15 protein-coding genes are annotated in these 19,296 nt (G+C 46.1%); 11 read left to right on the top strand and 4 right to left on the bottom strand.

Annotated elements, in window-relative coordinates; genetic code table 11:
- The first annotated feature begins 14 nt into the window (after positions 1-14).
- Genes ACVA53_RS02640 through ACVA53_RS02655 form a run of 4 tightly spaced genes read left to right on the top strand, consistent with a single transcriptional unit; the run spans position 15 to position 4,249 of the window.
- Positions 15-1,202, top strand: a complete 1,188-nt coding sequence (locus ACVA53_RS02640; RefSeq protein WP_255042364.1) for an ABC transporter substrate-binding protein — start codon at positions 15-17, stop codon at positions 1,200-1,202.
- 55 nt (positions 1,203-1,257) lie between these two features.
- Positions 1,258-2,988 carry an ABC transporter permease gene (locus tag ACVA53_RS02645; RefSeq protein WP_446504437.1) on the top strand — a complete coding sequence of 577 codons (1,731 nt, stop codon included), beginning with the start codon at positions 1,258-1,260 and terminating at the stop codon, positions 2,986-2,988.
- Positions 2,985-3,644: an ATP-binding cassette domain-containing protein gene (locus ACVA53_RS02650; protein WP_446504438.1), complete on the top strand. Its 660-nt coding sequence runs from the start codon at positions 2,985-2,987 to the stop codon at positions 3,642-3,644. The genes ACVA53_RS02645 and ACVA53_RS02650 overlap by 4 nt, the downstream gene beginning before the upstream one ends.
- Entirely contained in the window at positions 3,638-4,249 is a 612-nt protein-coding gene (locus tag ACVA53_RS02655; protein ID WP_255042361.1) for a CDP-alcohol phosphatidyltransferase family protein, read from the top strand. Before ACVA53_RS02650 ends, ACVA53_RS02655 begins: the two co-directional genes overlap by 7 nt.
- A gap of 81 nt (positions 4,250-4,330) precedes the next feature.
- Here ACVA53_RS02655 and melB read toward each other — a convergent pair whose 3' ends face one another.
- The 3 genes from melB to ACVA53_RS02670 form a co-directional block, all read right to left on the bottom strand.
- Positions 4,331-5,701 carry a melibiose:sodium transporter MelB gene (gene melB / locus ACVA53_RS02660; RefSeq protein ID WP_446504439.1) on the bottom strand — a complete coding sequence of 457 codons (1,371 nt, stop codon included), beginning with the start codon at positions 5,699-5,701 and terminating at the stop codon, positions 4,331-4,333.
- 312 nt (positions 5,702-6,013) lie between these two features.
- On the bottom strand, positions 6,014-8,137 hold the full coding sequence (locus tag ACVA53_RS02665) for an alpha-galactosidase (protein ID WP_446504440.1): 2,124 nt from the start codon (positions 8,135-8,137) through the stop codon (positions 6,014-6,016).
- A 240-nt stretch (positions 8,138-8,377) separates the two neighbouring features.
- Positions 8,378-8,575 carry a hypothetical protein gene (locus ACVA53_RS02670; protein ID WP_255042357.1) on the bottom strand — a complete coding sequence of 66 codons (198 nt, stop codon included), beginning with the start codon at positions 8,573-8,575 and terminating at the stop codon, positions 8,378-8,380.
- Between the two features lie 266 nt (positions 8,576-8,841).
- Here ACVA53_RS02670 and ACVA53_RS02675 point away from each other — a divergent pair, with 266 nt between their 5' ends.
- Positions 8,842-9,327, top strand: a complete 486-nt coding sequence (locus ACVA53_RS02675) for a VOC family protein (protein ID WP_446504441.1) — start codon at positions 8,842-8,844, stop codon at positions 9,325-9,327.
- A 99-nt stretch (positions 9,328-9,426) separates the two neighbouring features.
- On the opposite strand, the gene ACVA53_RS02680 is transcribed toward ACVA53_RS02675, so the two are convergent.
- A complete protein-coding gene (locus tag ACVA53_RS02680; protein ID WP_446504442.1) occupies positions 9,427-10,173 on the bottom strand; it encodes a MipA/OmpV family protein in 747 nt (248 codons plus the stop codon).
- Positions 10,174-11,202: 1,029 nt separating this feature from the next.
- On the opposite strand from ACVA53_RS02680, the gene ACVA53_RS02685 reads away from it, so the two are divergent.
- The 6 genes from ACVA53_RS02685 (at position 11,203) to ACVA53_RS02710 (ending at position 19,287) form a co-directional block, all read left to right on the top strand.
- A complete protein-coding gene (locus ACVA53_RS02685; protein ID WP_255042353.1) occupies positions 11,203-12,453 on the top strand; it encodes a carbohydrate porin in 1,251 nt (416 codons plus the stop codon).
- A gap of 85 nt (positions 12,454-12,538) precedes the next feature.
- Complete coding sequence (locus ACVA53_RS02690) at positions 12,539-13,432, top strand: MalM family protein (protein WP_446504443.1); 894 nt, start codon at positions 12,539-12,541, stop codon at positions 13,430-13,432.
- Between the two features lie 106 nt (positions 13,433-13,538).
- Complete coding sequence (locus ACVA53_RS02695) at positions 13,539-16,646, top strand: beta-galactosidase (RefSeq protein ID WP_255042351.1); 3,108 nt, start codon at positions 13,539-13,541, stop codon at positions 16,644-16,646.
- A 244-nt stretch (positions 16,647-16,890) separates the two neighbouring features.
- A complete protein-coding gene (locus tag ACVA53_RS02700; RefSeq protein WP_255042350.1) occupies positions 16,891-17,913 on the top strand; it encodes a substrate-binding domain-containing protein in 1,023 nt (340 codons plus the stop codon).
- Positions 17,914-18,321: 408 nt separating this feature from the next.
- The gene (locus ACVA53_RS02705; protein WP_255042349.1) at positions 18,322-18,954 is read left to right on the top strand and encodes a hypothetical protein; all 633 of its coding nucleotides are present in this window, start codon (positions 18,322-18,324) and stop codon (positions 18,952-18,954) included.
- Positions 18,955-19,089: 135 nt separating this feature from the next.
- The gene (locus ACVA53_RS02710; protein ID WP_255042348.1) at positions 19,090-19,287 is read left to right on the top strand and encodes a DUF2986 domain-containing protein; all 198 of its coding nucleotides are present in this window, start codon (positions 19,090-19,092) and stop codon (positions 19,285-19,287) included.
- Positions 19,288-19,296: the final 9 nt, after the last annotated feature.

Below are 19,296 nucleotides of genomic sequence, written 5' to 3' on the forward strand. Positions count from 1 at the left end.
TGAAAACAGGCATCATGAAAAAAACACTCCTGGGGCTGGCGCTTTTGCTGGCCTCTGGCCTTAGCACGGCACAAGCGGCTCCAACAACCGAACAGGCTCTCCAGAAAAGCTGGGATGAGGTAGTCAAGCTGGCGGATGGACAAACGGTCTATTTTAATGCCTGGGGTGGCAGCCAAGAGATCAATGACTATCTACGTTGGGCTGGTCGTCAACTGCAGGTGCAATATGGGGTCAGCCTAAAGCATGTCAAAGTCGCTGACATCGCCGAAACAACCCAGCGCTTGTTAGCAGAAAAAGCTGCAGGCAAAAATGAAGGTGGCAGCGTTGATCTGGTTTGGATCAACGGTGAAAACTTTCGTTCCATGAAGCACAGCAACCTTCTTTACGGCCCATTTACCCAGCAACTGCCAAATTGGCAATATGTTGATACCCGCTTGCCTATTGATGAAGACTTCACTGAACCAACGGCAGGATTAGAAGCACCTTGGGGAGTCGGACAGTTGGTCTTTATCCATGATAAAGAAACGCTGAACAACCCACCGAAAAACTTTGCCGAGTTGCTTAGTTTAGCCAAAGCGTATCCGGGCAAGGTAAGTTACCCACAACCACCAGAATTTCACGGTAGTAGCTTCCTGAAGGCTGCATTGTTGGAACTGACCAATAAGTCGGATTCGCTTTACACAGCCATCGACAGCCAAGCAGAGCGGCAACGATTTGAGCAGGTCACCGCACCGTTATGGCGATACCTAGACCAGCTCCACCCTGTTGCCTGGCAGCAAGGTAAGCGTTTCCCATCGGGAACAAGTGAGACTATCCAACTGCTTGATGACCAACAGCTTCTACTGGCGATCACCTTCAATCCCAATGCAGCCAATGCGGCAATTGAGAATGGTAACTTGGTAGAAACAGCACAAGCGTATGCCTTTGAGCAAGGTGCATTGTCCAACATTCATTTCTTGGCCATTCCCTGGAACGCTCAAGCCAAAGCGGGTGCCTTGGTTACCATCAATTTCTTGATGAGCCCGGAAGCACAAGCACGTAAAGCTGATGCCAAAATCTGGGGTGACCCATCGGTTCTAAAGCCAGAATCACTGACACACAGTGGTACCCAAGGTTTTTCACTGTTTAAATCTATTGCTGAGCCACATCCAAGCTGGTTAACCGCCATCGAGTTGGAATGGCAAAAACGTTACGGCAGCTAAAATTAAAAGGCTAAGCCTAAAGGGTGGGAGCTTACTCCCACCCAACGAGTAATTTATGATTCATCTGTTTTTTATTGTTGCAGTTCTTCTTTGTTTCTTGCCTTTATTACCGGGCATTATCGGGTTGATCCTCCCTTCACTTTCTTGGCTTCCTACGCTGGGCTTTGAAGGTGTCAACCTGAATGCATTCGCCGAGGTGGTAACATGGCCTAATCTCAATGCGTCTATTGGCCTCAGCCTGCTGTCTGGGCTAGGCAGTACCGCACTTGCCTTGTATTTCACCTACATCATCCTTAAACGGTATTGGGGAACCACCCGCTGGCGGAAATTAGAACGAACACTCTCGCCAATGCTTGCCATGCCCCATGTTGCCTTTGCCATTGGCTTTGCTTTACTGTTTTCGCCTACAGGTTGGATTTTTAGGCTGTTTGAAGCCCTGGGGTGCGCAGATACAGTATTAGTACACCTTATTCAAGACAACCTCATTCAAGATAGTTATGGGATCGGCCTGATGCTGGCGCTGGCCATCAAGGAAACCCCATTCTTGCTGATCATGAGTATTCCGATCCTCAAACAGCTCAACGTGACACAGCTTAGCGCTGTGTCAGCCAGTTTGGGTTACAGCAAGTCAGAAACTTGGCGCAAGGTTATTCTACCGCAATGGCTTCCCAAGCTACGGTTATCCCTATTTGCCGTTGCCGCATATGGCTTATCTGTTGTGGACATCGCATTAATCTTGGGGCCAACACGCCCTGCTACCCTGTCGGTTCTGGTATGGCAATGGTTTAACGAACCCGATCTGCAGCTGCTCCCCCGTGCAGCAGCTGGTGCTTGTCTGCTTGTTATGCTCACAGCCACAGGTCTTGGCTTTATTCGTACTATTGAATGGTTTTGCCTGCGCTATAAGCGAAGTTGGCTGACTCATGGGGCGACACCATCTCAGCAAGTCGCAAGAAAGCCACCCCGTCATTTAGCCTTGTATAGCCCGTTTATTGTGATCCCGGTGCTGATCATCCCATTATTGATTGTCTGGTCTTTTGCTCAACGATGGCGCTTTCCAGACTTAATCCCTAGCCGCTTTAGCGGCCGATTTTGGCAGCAAGAGCTCCCGACATTGGCCGATCTCATGGGAACCAGCCTGCTGCTGGCGATGATCTCCAGCATCGTGGCGTTGCTCTTGGTGATCGCATGCCTTGAATACCGCCAGAAATACCAGAGGGCCATCCCTGCTTGGCTGATCGCTATTCCACTCGTCACGCCTCAACTGTCTTTGCTGTTTGGCATCCAGATAGTCACTTACTTGGTTCCCGGCCAGCACTATTCGCTTTGGGTGATCTGGAGTCACCTCATTTTTGTTTTCCCATATATGTACTTGGCGCTGGATGGTGCGTGGCGTAGCTATGACATTCGCCTGGATCAATGTAGCCGAAGTTTAGGGCTAACTGCATGGCAGACCTGGTGGCGTGTTAAACGTCCGCAAGTCCAACCTGCCATCATCTTTGGCCTTGCCATTGGGATCAGTGTTAGCCTCGCCCAGTACTTACCTACGCAGATGCTCGGGGCAGGTAGGATCAGCACCGTAACGACCGAAGCTGTGGCCCTTGCCAGTGGTCAAGATCGCAGGGTGATGGCAATTTATGGTCTACTTCAAGGCGTTCTGCCATTTGTTTTCTTTACTCTCGCGATAGTGGCTAATCGCCTGAGTAATCGTTGGCGTCACTATCGTCAACATTCTCGACAAACACCTTCTATACCCAATAAATCAAAGGAGTACACTCACGGATGACATTATCTGTGAAAAATCTCGCAATCCGACATGGTGACACCCCTCTTTTTTCACCTGTCAGTTTTGACGTTTGCCCTGGTGAAGTTTTCACCTTAATGGGCCCTAGCGGTTGCGGGAAATCAACCTTACTCAGTGCTATTGCCGGACACCTCGTCAATGACTTCTCCCTATCCGGCGAGGTGGCACTCAACGAGCGTAGCGTGATGGCGCAGGCCCCAGATCAACGTAAGATAGGTTTACTATTTCAAGATGATTTGCTTTTTCCGCATCTAAGCGTGTTAGAAAACCTCATGTTCGGTATTCCCCGCCATTACCGTGGCAAGGAGCGGGTTGAGCGGGCCGAATCAACACTAACAACCATTGGCTTATCTCAATTGGCCAATAAGCAACCCAGTGAAATTTCTGGCGGGCAACGTGCGAGGATCAGCTTGATGCGGATGCTTCTCTCGGAACCTCATGCTGTTCTGCTCGATGAACCATTCAGTAAGCTAGATAAAGCATTGCGAAATGAGTTCAGGCAGTTTGTCTTTGATCAAATCAACAGCCGCCAGATCCCTGCGATCATGGTCACCCATGATCATGATGATATCCCACCACAAGGCCGTGTATTAAATTGGCCATGGACAACCGCTTATCAGGAACAACAACCATGCTAGATAGATACGCGATCAAAGTGATCCGCTGGCCCCTAACCACTTTCTCGGCACTACCTGACAAACTTGGTATCACGGCAAACCAAGTGACATTAACCGGTTTTGTGATTGGTTTATTCGCCTTACCCGCCTTAGCTTTGGAAGCCTATAGTTGGGCCTTAGGCTTTATTGTCATCAATCGTATCTTCGATGGACTTGATGGAGCAATCGCCCGCCGCCAAGGTATTACCGATTGCGGTGGTTTTCTCGATATCACCTTGGACTTTCTGTTTTATTCCATGGTGCCCTTCGGCTTTGTTTTGGCGAACCCTGATGCCAATGCGGTAGCTGGTGCTTTCCTTATTTTCTCTTTTATCGGCACCGGCTCGAGCTTTCTTAGCTTTGCTATCATGGCCGGTAAGCGCAACATAGAAAGTCCAGTCTATAAGCAGAAGTCGCTATATTATATTGGTGGTCTAGCTGAAGGTACCGAAACCATTACCTGCTTTATACTGTTCTGCCTATTCCCTGCCCACTTCGCTTTGATTGCCTGGATATTCGGTACACTGTGCTGGATTACGACCGTGACCCGTATTTGGGCTGGCTATCAAACCCTTAAAGAAGCCTAAAACAAGAAGGGCAAACACATAAACAAAAACAGCTACCCGAAGGTAGCTGTTTCTTATCTACTGAATTGAAGCTTAGATAAATTACGCTTGGACTGGTTTTGCATCAACCATATCGTTCTCAACAGCATCTTTGTTGAAACCGTCATGCAAGCGGTAGTAGCGTTGGTAAACGATACCACTTACTGCCATCAATATGGCAGGTAAACCAAACATCATAAAGTTCAGACCCATAATGGTATCAGCTGTTTGCTCGACATTTGGTACATAACCAACCACTGACAAGCCCACACCTACGATAAAGCCACCAGCCGCACCGGCGAATTTAACTAACATTGTCTGCACAGAGAAGATAACACTCTCGCTGCGGCGACCTGTTTTGTACTCACCGTAGTCAACAACATCGGCAAGCATCACTGTTTGTAGTGCGTTAGCAATACCCACACCGAACTTAATTGCCGCACCCGCTAAACCGATAAGCAGCGTACTGCCAGGGAACATGACTGCCATTACGAACAAAATGATACAAGAGAGAATTGGGAAACCACATGCCATTTTCCACAAGTGCTTACGTGGAAGTTTAGCGGCAATACGAGGGAACAAGAACACACCAGCAACTTCTGCCGCACCCGCGACCATCATATAGACTGGGAACAATTCTGGATTACCCAATGCGTAAGAGAAGTAGTAGATAGCAAAGCCACCAACAAGCAGGTTAGCAATCTGGAATGATAGAACAGTACCAATCAGTGCTTTTAGCTGGTCGTTTTTACCAATAATAATCAGTACATCTTTGAAACTGAATTTTTCTGCAGGTTTAACATTGGCTGGCGCCGCTTTTTCTTTTACGTTCCGCGCAATCAAGAAAGCACTCATCACGAACAGTACTGCAATCAGCATCGCCATATTGAAAAAGCCATCACCTTGGTTACCGTCGCCCAATACACCGACAATGTGAAGGCCGTAAGTACCGGTGATAAACCATGCAAGGCTGGCAAATAGACGTGGCCATACAACCAGCTTTTCACGTTCTTGGCGCTCGCTCGACAGCGCCGGGATCATTGACCAGTAAGGGATATCCATAATGGTGTAAGTGAGGCCCCAGAGAATGTATGCAGCTGCAGCATAAAGGTATAGAGCAGGACCTTCGAACATGTGAGTGCTGAACAGGCCAACCAATACGATGGCATTCAGCAATGTACCAATCACAATCCACGGGCGGAATTTACCAAATTTTGAACGGGTGTTATCAACAATCACCCCCATCATTGGATCAGTAACCGCATCAAGAATACGGGCAGCAAGGAAGATAGTACCCACAAAAGCAGCAGACAAGCCTGCAACATCGGTGAAGTAGAACATCAAGAAAATATAAATCGGTGCACACGCGAAATCTTTACCTAGTGCACCCAGACCATATGATAGTTTGGTTTGTAGTGTAATTTTGTCAGACATTTTTTATCCTTCAATCTGTTCCATACCCCTTCCCTAACTAAAAGGGCACGTACAGAATTAATTATTGTATCTTTATTTTTTTAAGCTCTGGGCTCAGAAGGTATATTAAGGATCTACAGGAGGATAACTGTGATCCAAACCTCACCCATGGAAACGTTTCCATTCATTCCATGGGTAGAACCACAAAATGGGATTTTGATCACTTCATGTGTTTATTCTGCCATCATACAAAACTGCATACTGTAAATATCAAAAAAAGATGGGACCTGTGACTAGGCCCCATCCATTCAATCTAATGCTGAAATATAATGATTATTCAGCCGCTAACCTAATAAGTACCGCACTTTCGGCATCAAGAATAGGCATGGCTAAACCTATCTTTTGGCACCACTCCCCTGTTAGCACCGTTGGTTGCTTTGTCCACGCCGGTTGCTGGTTCACCAAGCCTTCATGGAAGTTGTCAGGGTGATCAATCACCGAAATAGTATAGGCTTTATCTGCATCCAAACCCGGGATCCGCAGCACACCACTCAGTGAATTGGTTGGCATCGAAAGTTGTGCCACCATAACCAGTGCTTCATTACCATCCTCACTGATTACCGCCTTCGCTAATTGGCCGTCATGATCATCAACCGGAATACGCACAGACTTACCGCTATGAAGCAAAGAACGATAAGTTTTGTGCAGCTTGATATAACGCTCAAAGCCCACTTTTTCTTCAGCTCCTTCTTTAACCGGGTCAAGCTCAATCCCCATATGGCCAAACAAGGCAGTCAGGCCACGAAAGCGGATATCATGGGTGCGACGAGTACTATGACAATGACGGGCACCGATATGACTACCCATCACTTCTGGTGGGAAGAAATAGCTGAACCCTCGTTGGATCTGCTGCCTTTCCAGAGCATCATTGTTATCTGATGTCCAAAAACGATGGGTACGTTTCAGTACCTCAAAGTCAATTCGGCCACCACCCGCAGCACAAGACTCAATTTCAACCTCAGGATGACGCTCTCGGATCTGCTCTACCAGTTCATAATAGCGCGTCACTTGGTTATTTCCTGCGGCACGTCCCCGATGAGCAGGCTGAACAATCTCACGGTTCATATCCCACTTAATGTAAGCGATATTGTAGCGAGACAAAAAATGATCCAATCTTTCAAGCAAGTACGCAAAGGCATCTTCATTCTGTAAGTCAATCGCATACTGGTTACGGCCCGTTGGCTGATCATAACCGCCAACAGCCAGCAGCCAGTCGGGGTGGTTACGATACAGATCCGAGTCCTTGTTAATCATCTCGGGCTCAAACCACAAACCAAACTCCATACCTAACTGGTTCACATGGCTGACAATACCTTCAAGCCCTTGTGGGTATTTAGCTTCATCAAGATACCAATCACCCAGTGCGGCTTTGTCACCATTACGGCCCTTGAACCAACCGTCATCGATAATAAAGCGCTCGACGCCCATTTTGGCTGACTCTGTCGCCATCTCTTTGATATAAGCAGGATCGTGGTCAAAGTATATGCCTTCCCACGTATTAAGGTGGATTGGCCTTGGCTTTTCACTGATTTGCGGCGCAAGGATAGACTCGCGAACATGGCCATGGAATTGCTGACTCATGCTATTCAAACCCGCTCCACTGTGCGAAGCATACAATACAGGTGTGACCAAGCTTTCACCTGGTTGCAAAGAGATTTCACCCGGCAAATAAATAGCTTCAGCTTGCACAACACGTCGCCCATCGGCTTTAACGTCAACACGCATACGGTGGTTACCGCTCCACGCAAAGTGGAAGCCCCAGACATCGCCATCACACTCTCCAAAACCTTTAGTACCTGCAATCAGTGCCGGGTAATGTTCATGGGATGTACGACCACGGCGGTTTTCTTGCTGATAGCCACCTTGAGATAACGTTTGGCGTACCTGCTGAAACTCTTTAACCCAGCGACCATAGTAGGTCAGCAGCTCATTGGCCCGCTCAGGAATAGGTAAGGTATTAGCAAGCCGGTTAACCAGATATTCCCCTTCCCCGATATTTGTTAGTGTTTGCTTAAGTTGGACAACATCATTGCTATCCAAATCCAGATTCACCGTTAGAGCTAGACCTGCAATAGAGTCGTGGCTTTCAATAATAAGGCTACCGCTTTGGTGTGAAATAGACTTGATGGTAAATGCGGGAGCCCAGTCTTGCCCATTACGATGACCTTCCAGTGCTGGACTACCAAATACGCCTCTTGCTAATTCAGGATGCAACGAAACAGGCACATCATTATCTAAGCGGCCGTAAGGTACAGGCCGTTTCAAGGCAAGAGCTGCACCCTTCGGATAGCCAGAAATAGACTCGCCCCAGTAGAGTACTTCAGCGATTTCTCCAATCTCAACAATCATTTCAGATTGCTGACCTCTTAGACGAATGATTTGCTTTTCCATTGTCATGGTTTCCCGTTAAGCATGAAATTTCATCCGATCATAATGAAATACTCAGCAGATACTGTGAGCCAGCACGCACCATGGAAACGTTTCCAGACCAAATCAAGTAACAATTAACATTTAAGCACGATAGTGCTTTACCAGAACAGTTTCAGGTTAAGAAATGGATATGAAGATAAGGTGGAGGTGTACGGGGGCAAAAGTGACCCCGTCACAGATAGAGTTTAATTGATACCGCATGAGTTGTTAGTACACCGTTTTCGCTTTCTGATCAGTTGCTTCTTTCTTCAGTTCGTTACACTCAGTAATTTGAAGATGTTTATGGATGAGCTTACCATCAATCACACAAGGGATACTCGGAATCCCACCGGTACCAGAACCTCCCCCAGCTTGTACCGAAAAACTGAATAACATCATTACCAGTAAACCAATTAGCTTTTTCATGCTGTGATCCTACAGAAGTAAAAGGCACCTATAAGAATAGATGTTTTTGGCTAACCTATGCATACAATGGCCTCGCAATAGGCTGGTTATGTGATGAATTACCGATTATAAGCTGATCCAGTTCTCAGCCACTAAAGTAAACACCTTATAATAACTTTAAATTATCATTACTATAAATATTGATAATTTCTATTGATATAAACAATTCCATATACTCTCCCCATCGAAACAAATCACCTCACAATCATCTGAGTCTGGAGCAAATTATGAAAATGAATCACGTTGGTATCATGGTCGGCGATATGGATAAAGCTGTTGAGTTTTATACCAATGCTCTTGGCCTTAAAGTCGTAATGAACAACACCAAAGTTATTGAAGAGCGGGAAACCGCTATTGGTAGAATGTGTATCGCTGTGTTCGGCGAAGGCTTCAAGGGCTTTAACATTGCCCACCTCGTTACAACAGATGGTATTGGTGTCGAACTTTTTGAGATGAAAGAGCGACAGGAACGCCACGAGGTCGATTTCTCTCGACTTGGTATTTTCCACTTCTGTCTGCAAACCGACGACTTTGCAGCTGTAATTGAAAAAGTAGAAAAATTCGGTGGTAAAGTACGTATGGACATCATGCGCTACCACCCAGAAGATGATAACAAACCAGCCAAAATGGTTTATCTAGAAGACCCGTTTGGCAACCTGTTTGAACTTTACTCACACACTTACGAAGAAACTTACGCTTCTGATTACGAGTAAATGTTCACAAAAATATCAACAAAGGATTGGCTCAATGCCAATCCTTTTTTGCATTCAGGTACAAGACGCCGCACTAAAAGGATTCTGCCTGGAAAAAAATTAAAATCGATAAGCCGCTCCGACACTAAACTTCCACCCAAGATCATTCTGTACAAGCGGACTATCACTGTCGTGATATTCCAACTCTAATTTAGAGACTCCCAATAAATGATGGCTGATATCGTATAGCCCAGTCACCCCTCCCTTATAAACCCAAGTATCACCGGATTTAAACTGTTGAAACCCAGAAGCGTTAGATTCTCTTTCAGAAACACTATAGATATAACCAGAGAGATTGTTATCACGATAATTCAGTTCAACATAAGGAGATAAAGTGAGTCTTTCCAAGGGAGTATCAAAGGCGCGCCCGAAATGAAGCTGAACCTCATACCCGTTGTGTTTATCAGTAATATCATGCAAATACGTTAACCTCGCACCGACTGTACCCAAGGTTACCCCTAATTCTCCGCTGCTTTCCCGATCATCTATACCAGTGGGTATATCGTCAAAATCACCTGAAACCTCAGACAAGCGTAAATTACCAGACAGGCCAAACCAAGGTGTGAGCGCTAGGTTGGCTAAGCTACCATCGATAAAACCATAATCACTATGATGGAATATATAAGGTTTTATACTGGGTCGACTCCCCTTATCAGAGAAAACAGTCTCTCCCACGGCCAAGCCAGCCCCAACAAAACTGAAGTTTTTATATTTTCCTTGAGAATTAAATACTTCCTCTGAAAAAGCACGTCCAGAAGTCGCTGAAGCTAGCAATACCAAAACGCAAAATAGCGATGTTTTATTCATACCATTTCTCCTATATAAAAATAAGAGAAACGTTGAATGTGGTGTTTATTGCATAAAAAATATGAACAAATGTACTTATTTCAAATGGAAATCACTTAATATATTTAATATCAATAAGTTAAATACAAAAGAAAAACAACTTTTAAATATATATCCATAAATACCCCCTCTTTTACGTGCATTTATTGAATGGTCACATTTAACATTCAACTTTAGAGACAGCTCTCACACCTTCATCTGTATAAGGCTGGCTGAAAACGCAGAATCCGAAAAGGTTGCTAATACGACTAAGATTAAGCTCGCATTGGTTCCGGGGAACCATTTCAGCTTAGGATTGCGTGATAATGGTGTGGGTCTACCGCAACATTGACGGGGGAATAATTGCTTCAACTAAACTCTGCACAGTTCAATGCCAACTTCATCGACCATGCATACTTGACGATTAACCCTAATGGCGTGTTCCTGCTTCCCCCCGAAAAAAGCTAAGGTTATTCGCTAAGTTTATGCCGCGGGTGAAATCGATACCACCCCAGTAAAAATGCGGTGTTTTGAGTTAAACACACACTCGAGGAGTTTCACATATTACTTGAATTCGCACTAACAGCTGACGTATTCTGTGGCTATTGTGATTAAAAGTGAAACGTTATCCTTGGGTTCCTAACTCAAAACACTCATAGATAACTTCTTTACTTGGCTTACCGAGCAATCAGTACTGCTTGGAAAAGAAGTTAGTTTCTATTGATCAAAAAAGCCCAACCTCATGTTTTGTTGGGCTTTTTATTTATCTCCTCTCCTCACAGCCCCACCAAATGTAATCGTTTCCGGACAGCGAACATCATCACCCGTATAAAAAACCCTCAAAAGCAGCCAAAAGACGGCGTTTATGTGACCTAAATTACAGTTTCATCAAATGTTTTGCCTTTGTTTGATAAAATCAGCCAAACCTCACTGTAAACGTTTCCAGAGCAATGTTAGGATCAGCCTCGAGTTAGGACCCATAAATAAAAAAACATAATATGGAGACGTTTCATGAAACAAAAGATGCTAGCAAAAGCAGTCGGTATCGCTTTGGTACTTGCCCCACTAGCCAGCCAAGCCGCAGTGGAAAATATCACTTACTTTGGTTATGCAAAATGGGGAAACATCTACACAGACAATGATGATCATAATAATGGCAAAGGTGAGCGCAACGATGTGATCCGTGCCAGTGAAGGTTATGGTAATTACCGTTTGGGTAACGAGCTGAATTGGTGGGAAGCCGGCCTGAAAGCTGATGTCTGGCAACACGGTGACGCTTATTTTGACACCACCCTTTATCTTGGTAGTGGTGAAAGCTGGGGTGATGTCAGCATCATCCAAATGTGGTCTGCGGGTCACGGATTAATCGCTTCACAGCCTAATGCCAAAGTATGGGCAGGTGAACGCTTTTACCGCCGTCACGAAGTGCACATGATTGATATTAAGTATTGGGATACATCCAGTACCGGTATTGGTGTCGAGGACTGGGACCTAGGCTTTGGTAACGGTCATATTGCATGGATGGCACCGAATTCCAATGGTGAAGATGGTCGCAGCCTGCATAATATTGATGCTCGAATCAGCGATATTGCACTGAGCGATACAGCTGACCTGACCTTTGGCCTTAACTATGTCTTCGAGCAAAACTCAAGCCATGACGAAGCCGACATCACAACCTCTGGTGCCATGCTCTCTGCCCTTTATCGCCAAGCTTGGAATTACGGTTCAAACACTCTTGCCTTCCAGTATGGTACCGATGCCCTAGCCGGTGGTTTGATGAGTGCAGAGGGAGGCTCTAACCGCAAATACAGTACAGGTGAAGTTCACGATGGTTACAGCTGGCGTCTATTCAATCACGGTGACTTGAACGTCAACGAAGACTTCCAGGTTATGTATTCCATCGCCTATCAAGATAAAAACCTAGACAATAACGAAGGTGAAAAGTGGTTCAGTGTCGGCGCTCGTCCTCAGTACAGCTGGACTGAATACATGGCGACAGCGCTAGAAGTGGGTTACGAGACTGTTGAAGCACAAAATGGCGCTGGTACTAATGACATGTTCAAAGTCACTGTAGCCCAAATGTTCCAAGCTGGAAAAGGGGTCTGGGCTCGCCCTACTCTCCGCGTCTTCGCGACCTACTCAGAGAAAAACGATGAATGGGATCGTGGTGGCGAGACCTACGGTGCAGCAATGCGCAGTGAGAGTGGCAAGCAAAATGTTGACGAAGTAACCTTTGGTTTTAACGTCGAAACTTGGTGGTAAGGAATTCGGTATCGGAAATAGTCCGGTAACGGAAATCTGACAAAACAGTGCAGGTCAGCCTGACCTGCACTGAGAGGAACGAAGAATGAAGAGAAAACAGTTGGCGACCATTCTGCTTGGCCTGAGCCTAACCGCTTGCAGCAGTATTCCAGACACAGCACTCAATACCGATCTTAGCCAATCGGTTTGCTGCGATTCTGTCGCTGAACTGGCTATCCAGCCTCTTGCGCTGGACAGTCAGCAATATGTCACGCTGGATGGTAATAGCGAAACGCTTCCTCTTACATCAGCTCGGACTCCGGTCCAAGCATATGCCTTGCCGCAAGTTGCTTCCCCGTTCTTACTCACTGTCAGAGCCCCGATAAAAGACAGCGAAGTCATCGCACCAGCTGTCGCCATTTATGACAGGAACTGGAATTTGGTCGAACAATACACCACCGATGACTTTCATTATTTCACTAGCGACTTAAGTGGTGTTGAACGTATTGAAGGAAAGTTCATCCTCAGCACTCAGTTGAATCAACAGGCTTATATGGTGGTCCAAAATGATCCCACCCAAATAGGCAACCAACTCACGCGGATCCACCCAGAACAAGAATTTGCTGAATCACAACATATCATCGGCAGCAAGCGATTACCGCTCGTCGCAACACTTTCTCCAGTTGGTATCGTTGAAATCACCACCCAAGAACACTTTGGCAACCCTGTCGTCGATATGCTAGCAAACCTGACGGCACAAAAGGCATCAACAACCGCAGCATTGTCTGTCACCAACGTTGAACAGGACATACAACCGGCCTCTTCTGTGCAACTGCAAGCTAGTCACGCTGACACTCAGAACTGGCACTATTTTAAACAGCATATCGACCAAGCAATGAATGACGGAAAGCTAAAACAAGCAGTTGATTGGGCAAACCTTGCTGAAGAAGCAGGACATTCACAGGCCAAAGATTACCTGTTGGATACCTTGACTCAATAACAGATAGAGCACACCAAATTAATCGCAGTGTGGCCGCTACCATAGCCGTACTGCACCGCGACTAAAATTAACAAGATTAAGTAAGATCACTTTAAGTAGGATAACGATGACGGCATTTACTAACATTATTCAGCGCCGAGACTGGGAAAATCCACAGTCTGTGAACATCCATTGTTTGTCTGCGCACAGTCCATTAGCTAGCTACCGTGATGTCGACAGTGCCCGTGATGGGAAAAATGCCCAGCGCCAGTCATTGAATGGCGAATGGAAATTCAAACTTTTTGACGCCCCAGAACACGTTAACGGTGAGTTCATAGCTCCTAACTTCAATGACCAAGAATGGGATAATATTCCAGTCCCTTCAAACTGGCAGCTCCACGGTTATGACAAACCGATTTACGCCAACGTCAAATACCCGTTTGAGGTTAACCCGCCGTTCGTCCCAAAAGATAATCCAACAGGTTGCTACCGCACAAACTTCTTGGTTGAAGAAAATCAACTATCAGAAACCCACCGCATTATCTTTGATGGCGTAAATTCAGCCTTCCACCTATGGTGTAACGGTCACTGGGTCGGTTACAGCCAAGACAGCCGGCTACCTGCCGAGTTCGATCTATCCCAGTACCTTGTTGCAGGTGAAAACAGCCTTGCGGTAATGGTGATCCGCTGGAGTGACGGCAGCTACCTCGAAGACCAGGACATGTGGTGGCTAAGCGGTATTTTCCGTGATGTGACCCTACTGACCAAACCTTCGCAGAGCATTCAAGATGTCTTTATCACACCAAATTTAGATGCCTGCTACCGTGATGGCAGCATAGCCGTTGTTACTCATATCAACGCCACTGCAGAGCACTATGTTCAGGTTCAGCTGTTTGACGGCGAACAAGTAATCACAGAGCCTGTCATTGACCGACCGAATAATCGCCGCATTGATGAGCGTGGTAGCTACAACGACGTCGTTTTTCAAACCTTGGCAGTACGTGAACCGAATAAATGGAGCGCAGAAACACCGAATTTGTACCGCTGTGTGGTATCACTGCTAGATGCCAATGGAAACCATATTGAAAGTGAAGCCTATCAGGTCGGTTTCCGTAAAGTCGAAACCATCGGTGGCCAGCTTTGCCTCAACGGCAAACCTCTACTGATCCGCGGTGTGAACCGCCACGAGCACCATCCTGAGCTTGGTCATGTGATGACTGAGGCAGACATGATCAAAGATATCTGCCTAATGAAGCAATATAACTTCAATGCTGTTCGTACCGCCCACTACCCGAATCACCCACGTTGGTATGAACTATGTGACCAGTATGGCTTGTATGTGTGTGACGAAGCCAACATTGAAACCCACGGCATGGAGCCAATGAATCGCCTGTCTGCCGATCCAATGTGGGCACACGCTTACATGAGTCGCTATACCCAGATGGTCATGCGCGATAAGAACCATCCATCGATTATTATCTGGTCACTGGGTAACGAGTCTGGCCACGGTAGCAACCATAATGCCATGTATGCGTGGTCGAAGAACTTTGACCCTTCCCGCCCAGTGCAATACGAAGGTGGTGGCTCTGATACCACAGCCACAGATATTATTGCCCCGATGTATGCGCGGGTTAATACCACCATTGCCGATGAAGCCGTGCCAAAATGGTCAATCAAGAAATGGGTTTCGTTACCGAATGAAGACCGTCCATTGATCCTGTGTGAATACGCTCACGCTATGGGTAACAGTCTCGGTAGCTTCAACGAATACTGGGATGCATTCCGTGATTACCCTCGCCTACAAGGTGGCTTTATTTGGGATTGGGTTGATCAAGGCATCGGCAAGTATGACGAGCAAGGCGAACACTTCTGGGCCTATGGGGGTGACTTTGGCGATACTATCAATGACCGTCAGTTCTGCATCAATGGTTTGGTGTTCCCGGATCGAACCCCGCATCCAACACTGGAAGAAGCCAAGCACTGCCAGCGCATGATCACCATCGCGCTAAATAGTGAAGAACAATTGGCTAACTGCATAGCGTACACCCTGACTGTAACCAACGAAAACTTGTTCCGTACCACCGATAACGAACAGCTAAAATGGTCACTGCTTGAAGATGGGCGGGTGATTGCTTCAGGTGAACAACAGCTTAATGTACCGGCTGACAGCCAGAGAACGCTGTGCTTGGATGTCGATTTTAAACCTCGCACGGGGGCAGTTTATCATTTAAATACCGACATCGAACTGATTGAAGCAACCGCATGGGCTGAAGCTGGCCACACCATTGCCAGCGAACAGTTTGCAGTTATCAACCGCAATTCGTTGGCTTACCCTTCATTGACACAAGGTCATGCGCCTGTCGCAACGGAAAACAGCGAAGCCATTTTAGTCAGTACCGAAGATGGAACACACCATTGGTGCTGGAATAAAGCGAGTGGCTTATTAGAGCAATGGACCGTTGATGCTAAACCTCAATTCGTCAGCTCACCGGTCGATAACTTCTTCCGTGCACCTTTGGATAACGACATCGGTGTCAGTGAAGTCGATTTTGTTGACCCAAATGCCTGGGTATGCCGCTGGGATGCTGCGGGCATTGGTAAGTGGAACCGTGAATGTGTCAATTGCCAGGTCAATACGCTTAACCACCAGGTCACGGTAACGTCAACGTTTGTGTATACCTTCAATGGCAATGTCCAAGCCATTACGGCTTGGACTTACACCCTAGATAGCCAAGGCAAGGCCAAGGTTGATGTAACAATCAACCTTGCTGATGAGCTTCCGCCGATGCCACGTATTGGCATCGAGCTAGCCTTACCACTACAGGATGAACAGCAGAACATTGAGTGGCGCGGACTGGGTCCATTCGAAAACTATCCCGACAGACTATCTGGAGCACGTTTTGGTCATTACACTGAAGCAGTCACGGCCATGCACACGCCTTATATCTTCCCAACGGACAGTGGGCTGCGTTGTGGCTGTCAATCACTTACCATTGGTAGTCTAAACATCTCGGGTGACTTCCAGTTCAGTGTTAGTCGATACAATCAACAGCAATTGACTGAAGCAAAACACACCAATGAGTTGAAACCTGAGCAACAGCTATTCCTGCGTATCGACCACCAGCATATGGGGGTTGGCGGTGATGATTCATGGAGCCCAAGTGTTCATGAGGAGTTCAAGCTAACTGATAAGCAGTACGCTTACAGCCTGACTCTAGAGCCAAGTAAACACTAAAATCTAGACATAGGTTTTAGCTCTGCAGTGCCGCGCTGACTTCCCCCTCAGAGCGGCACTCTTTCTTTTCATCTGCCCACCGTCTAATCTGACTCTCTGATTTGCTGATAAATTAAACGACTTCGATTTAGTAGGGTGACTCAACTTACAATTATTAATTCAGCCAGTTAAAAAACACTGACGAGGGTTTGTTTTATCACCCTTTCCATTGTTTAATGAGCCAGCAGTAAAGAGAGAGGGCTCTATGGCTACCATCAAGGATGTCGCTAAAGAAGCGGGCGTTTCCGTCGCCACGACTTCACGAGTGATCAACAACGCACCACACACCAGTGAAACGGCAATCAAAGCCGTGAAAGCCGCTATGGCAAAACTTGGCTATAGGCCCAATGCCAATGCCAGAGCACTCGTGAGTAAGTCAACCAATACCATTGGCGTGCTCGTCAATGATGTCTCCGCCCCCTTCTTCGGTACCATGGTGAAAGCCATCGATACCATTGCCAATCAACATGCAAAACAACTTCTAATTGGAAGTGGGTATCACGATCCCGTCAAAGAGCGTAATGCGATAAACCTTCTCATTAACAGCCGCTGTGAGTCACTAGTTATTCACAGTAAAGGATTGGAAGATCAAGAGCTCATAGACTTAGCCACAGAAATTCCGGGACTGGTCGTGATCAACCGTATTGTCCCAGAGATCGCCTCACGCTGTATTTCACTCGATAACCGCAAAGGATCTTATCTCGCCACTGAATATTTGATCCGCCATGGTCACAAGCATATCGGTTACCTGTGCTCCAGCCATGACATAGAAGATGCCAGGGATCGCAAGGCTGGCTACCTTGAAGCCCTCAAAGATCATGGCTTAGAGCCTAACGAAGAATATATCGAGTACGGTGAACCGGATGAGCTGGGCGGTGAATATGCAATGACCAACCTGCTGTCGAAAAACCTCCCCGTGACTGCTGTTGCCACCTATAACGACTACATGGCGGCAGGTTGTTTATCCGTTCTACACGAAAATAACTTGCGCATTCCAGAAGATATTTCGGTTATTGGCTTTGATGATGGTGATATTGCTCGATACGTCCATCCGAAGCTGACAACGATACGCTACCCTATCCAAGTTATGGCTGAACAAGCAGCAAAACTGTCTTTACAACTAGCGAGTGAAAATAAAAATGCGACTCAAGCAAGATTGTATAACCCGACATTAGTGCGTCGTTTATCAGTCGGTGTCGCACCACTGCAATTCATATCTTATGAGTGAAACACAGTTCTAAACAATAAGAGCCAGACAAAAAAGTTTGGCTTTTTTATTGCTCTTCCATGCCTTATTTAGCAAACATATACATATGGTAAAGCCAACCATCCTTATGATGCCCATTGTCTAAGAAAGCTGGCCACCCAAGCAAAGGTAATTTTCCGCAACCAATGTGAATTCACCTTTTTGTTGTCATTTATTTATTACCTCTATCACAACTTTGCTTAATTCCACAACGGTATCTTGAGACAATCTCAATTTGTATTTAGCAATAAAAAATCACAAAATAATTTATATTTTAATATACCCATTTGATCGCTACATAATTTCTCAATAAATAGAAATACAAAAGCTAACATCAATTTATTCTTTAGTTGCCAATCAATAAAGAAACTTCATTTCACGGAGAAAACTATGTCTTCTAACTTCAAGTTGGCAGCAACAACTGCGGTATTACTAACAACACTCTCATTCACAGCAACGGCTGGTAGCACTAGATACTTTGCAGATGTCACACCTAAAAACTATGCAACTGAAACTAACCTTGAATGGGATTTCGAAGCTCTCATTCGACATGAGGATGATGGTGAAAAACGTCTAATCATTGAAATTGGTGGTCTCAATGTAAACGATCAATACAATCAAAAGTCCAACGGCGCACTCGTTGACCTTGTTGATCAAGCATCCTGTGAAACGATTGACGATGAAGGCGTAAACGTAACCTTTTGTGATCTCAATACCCCCTTTGTAATTAAAGTTTTCGCCGAAGGAAGCATGTTTAAATATCTCGCTGAAGAGGCCGCTTGGGAAGAGACAAGCGAAGACACTGACGCCAATCGATGCGGTGGGGCTGGTATTGTCCTTCGAACAGATAAGGGTGATTCAGTCCCCGATGTACAGCCTGGCGATAAAGTTGTAATAAGCTTGAAAAAAGCAAAAACGGCAAAAGTTGGCGTTGGATTTTTCTCTGAAGAGGAACCTGTACCAACCGGAACAGCTCCAGATGGATGCCCTATAGAACCGATTGAGCTAGAAGAAGAGGAATAGCAGCTCTCGAAAACTACACAAACGCCGGTAAAGTCCGGCGTTTCACCTCTCTCGACAGCATAAACGTAATCCCTTCTTCACTTCTTTCGCAATTCCCCCTAGAATTGCCAGCCAATTTCGATTTGGTATGTAACCATGAACCGCAAGAAGAAAATTAACGAAGCGCTGAAGAAAAGGCAGAAGAAAACAAACGCCAAGCTGCACCGCAGCAACAAACCACGCTACATCTCCAAGGCCGAACGCGCCAAGATGGAAGCGGAAGCCCAACAAGCTGAACAAGCACAAGGTGTGAATCCAACTGAAAGTGCTGAAGGCGAGCAACCAGCGGAATAATCATCAGCA

It is taken from the genome of Photobacterium sp. DNB23_23_1 (genome assembly GCF_052873815.1).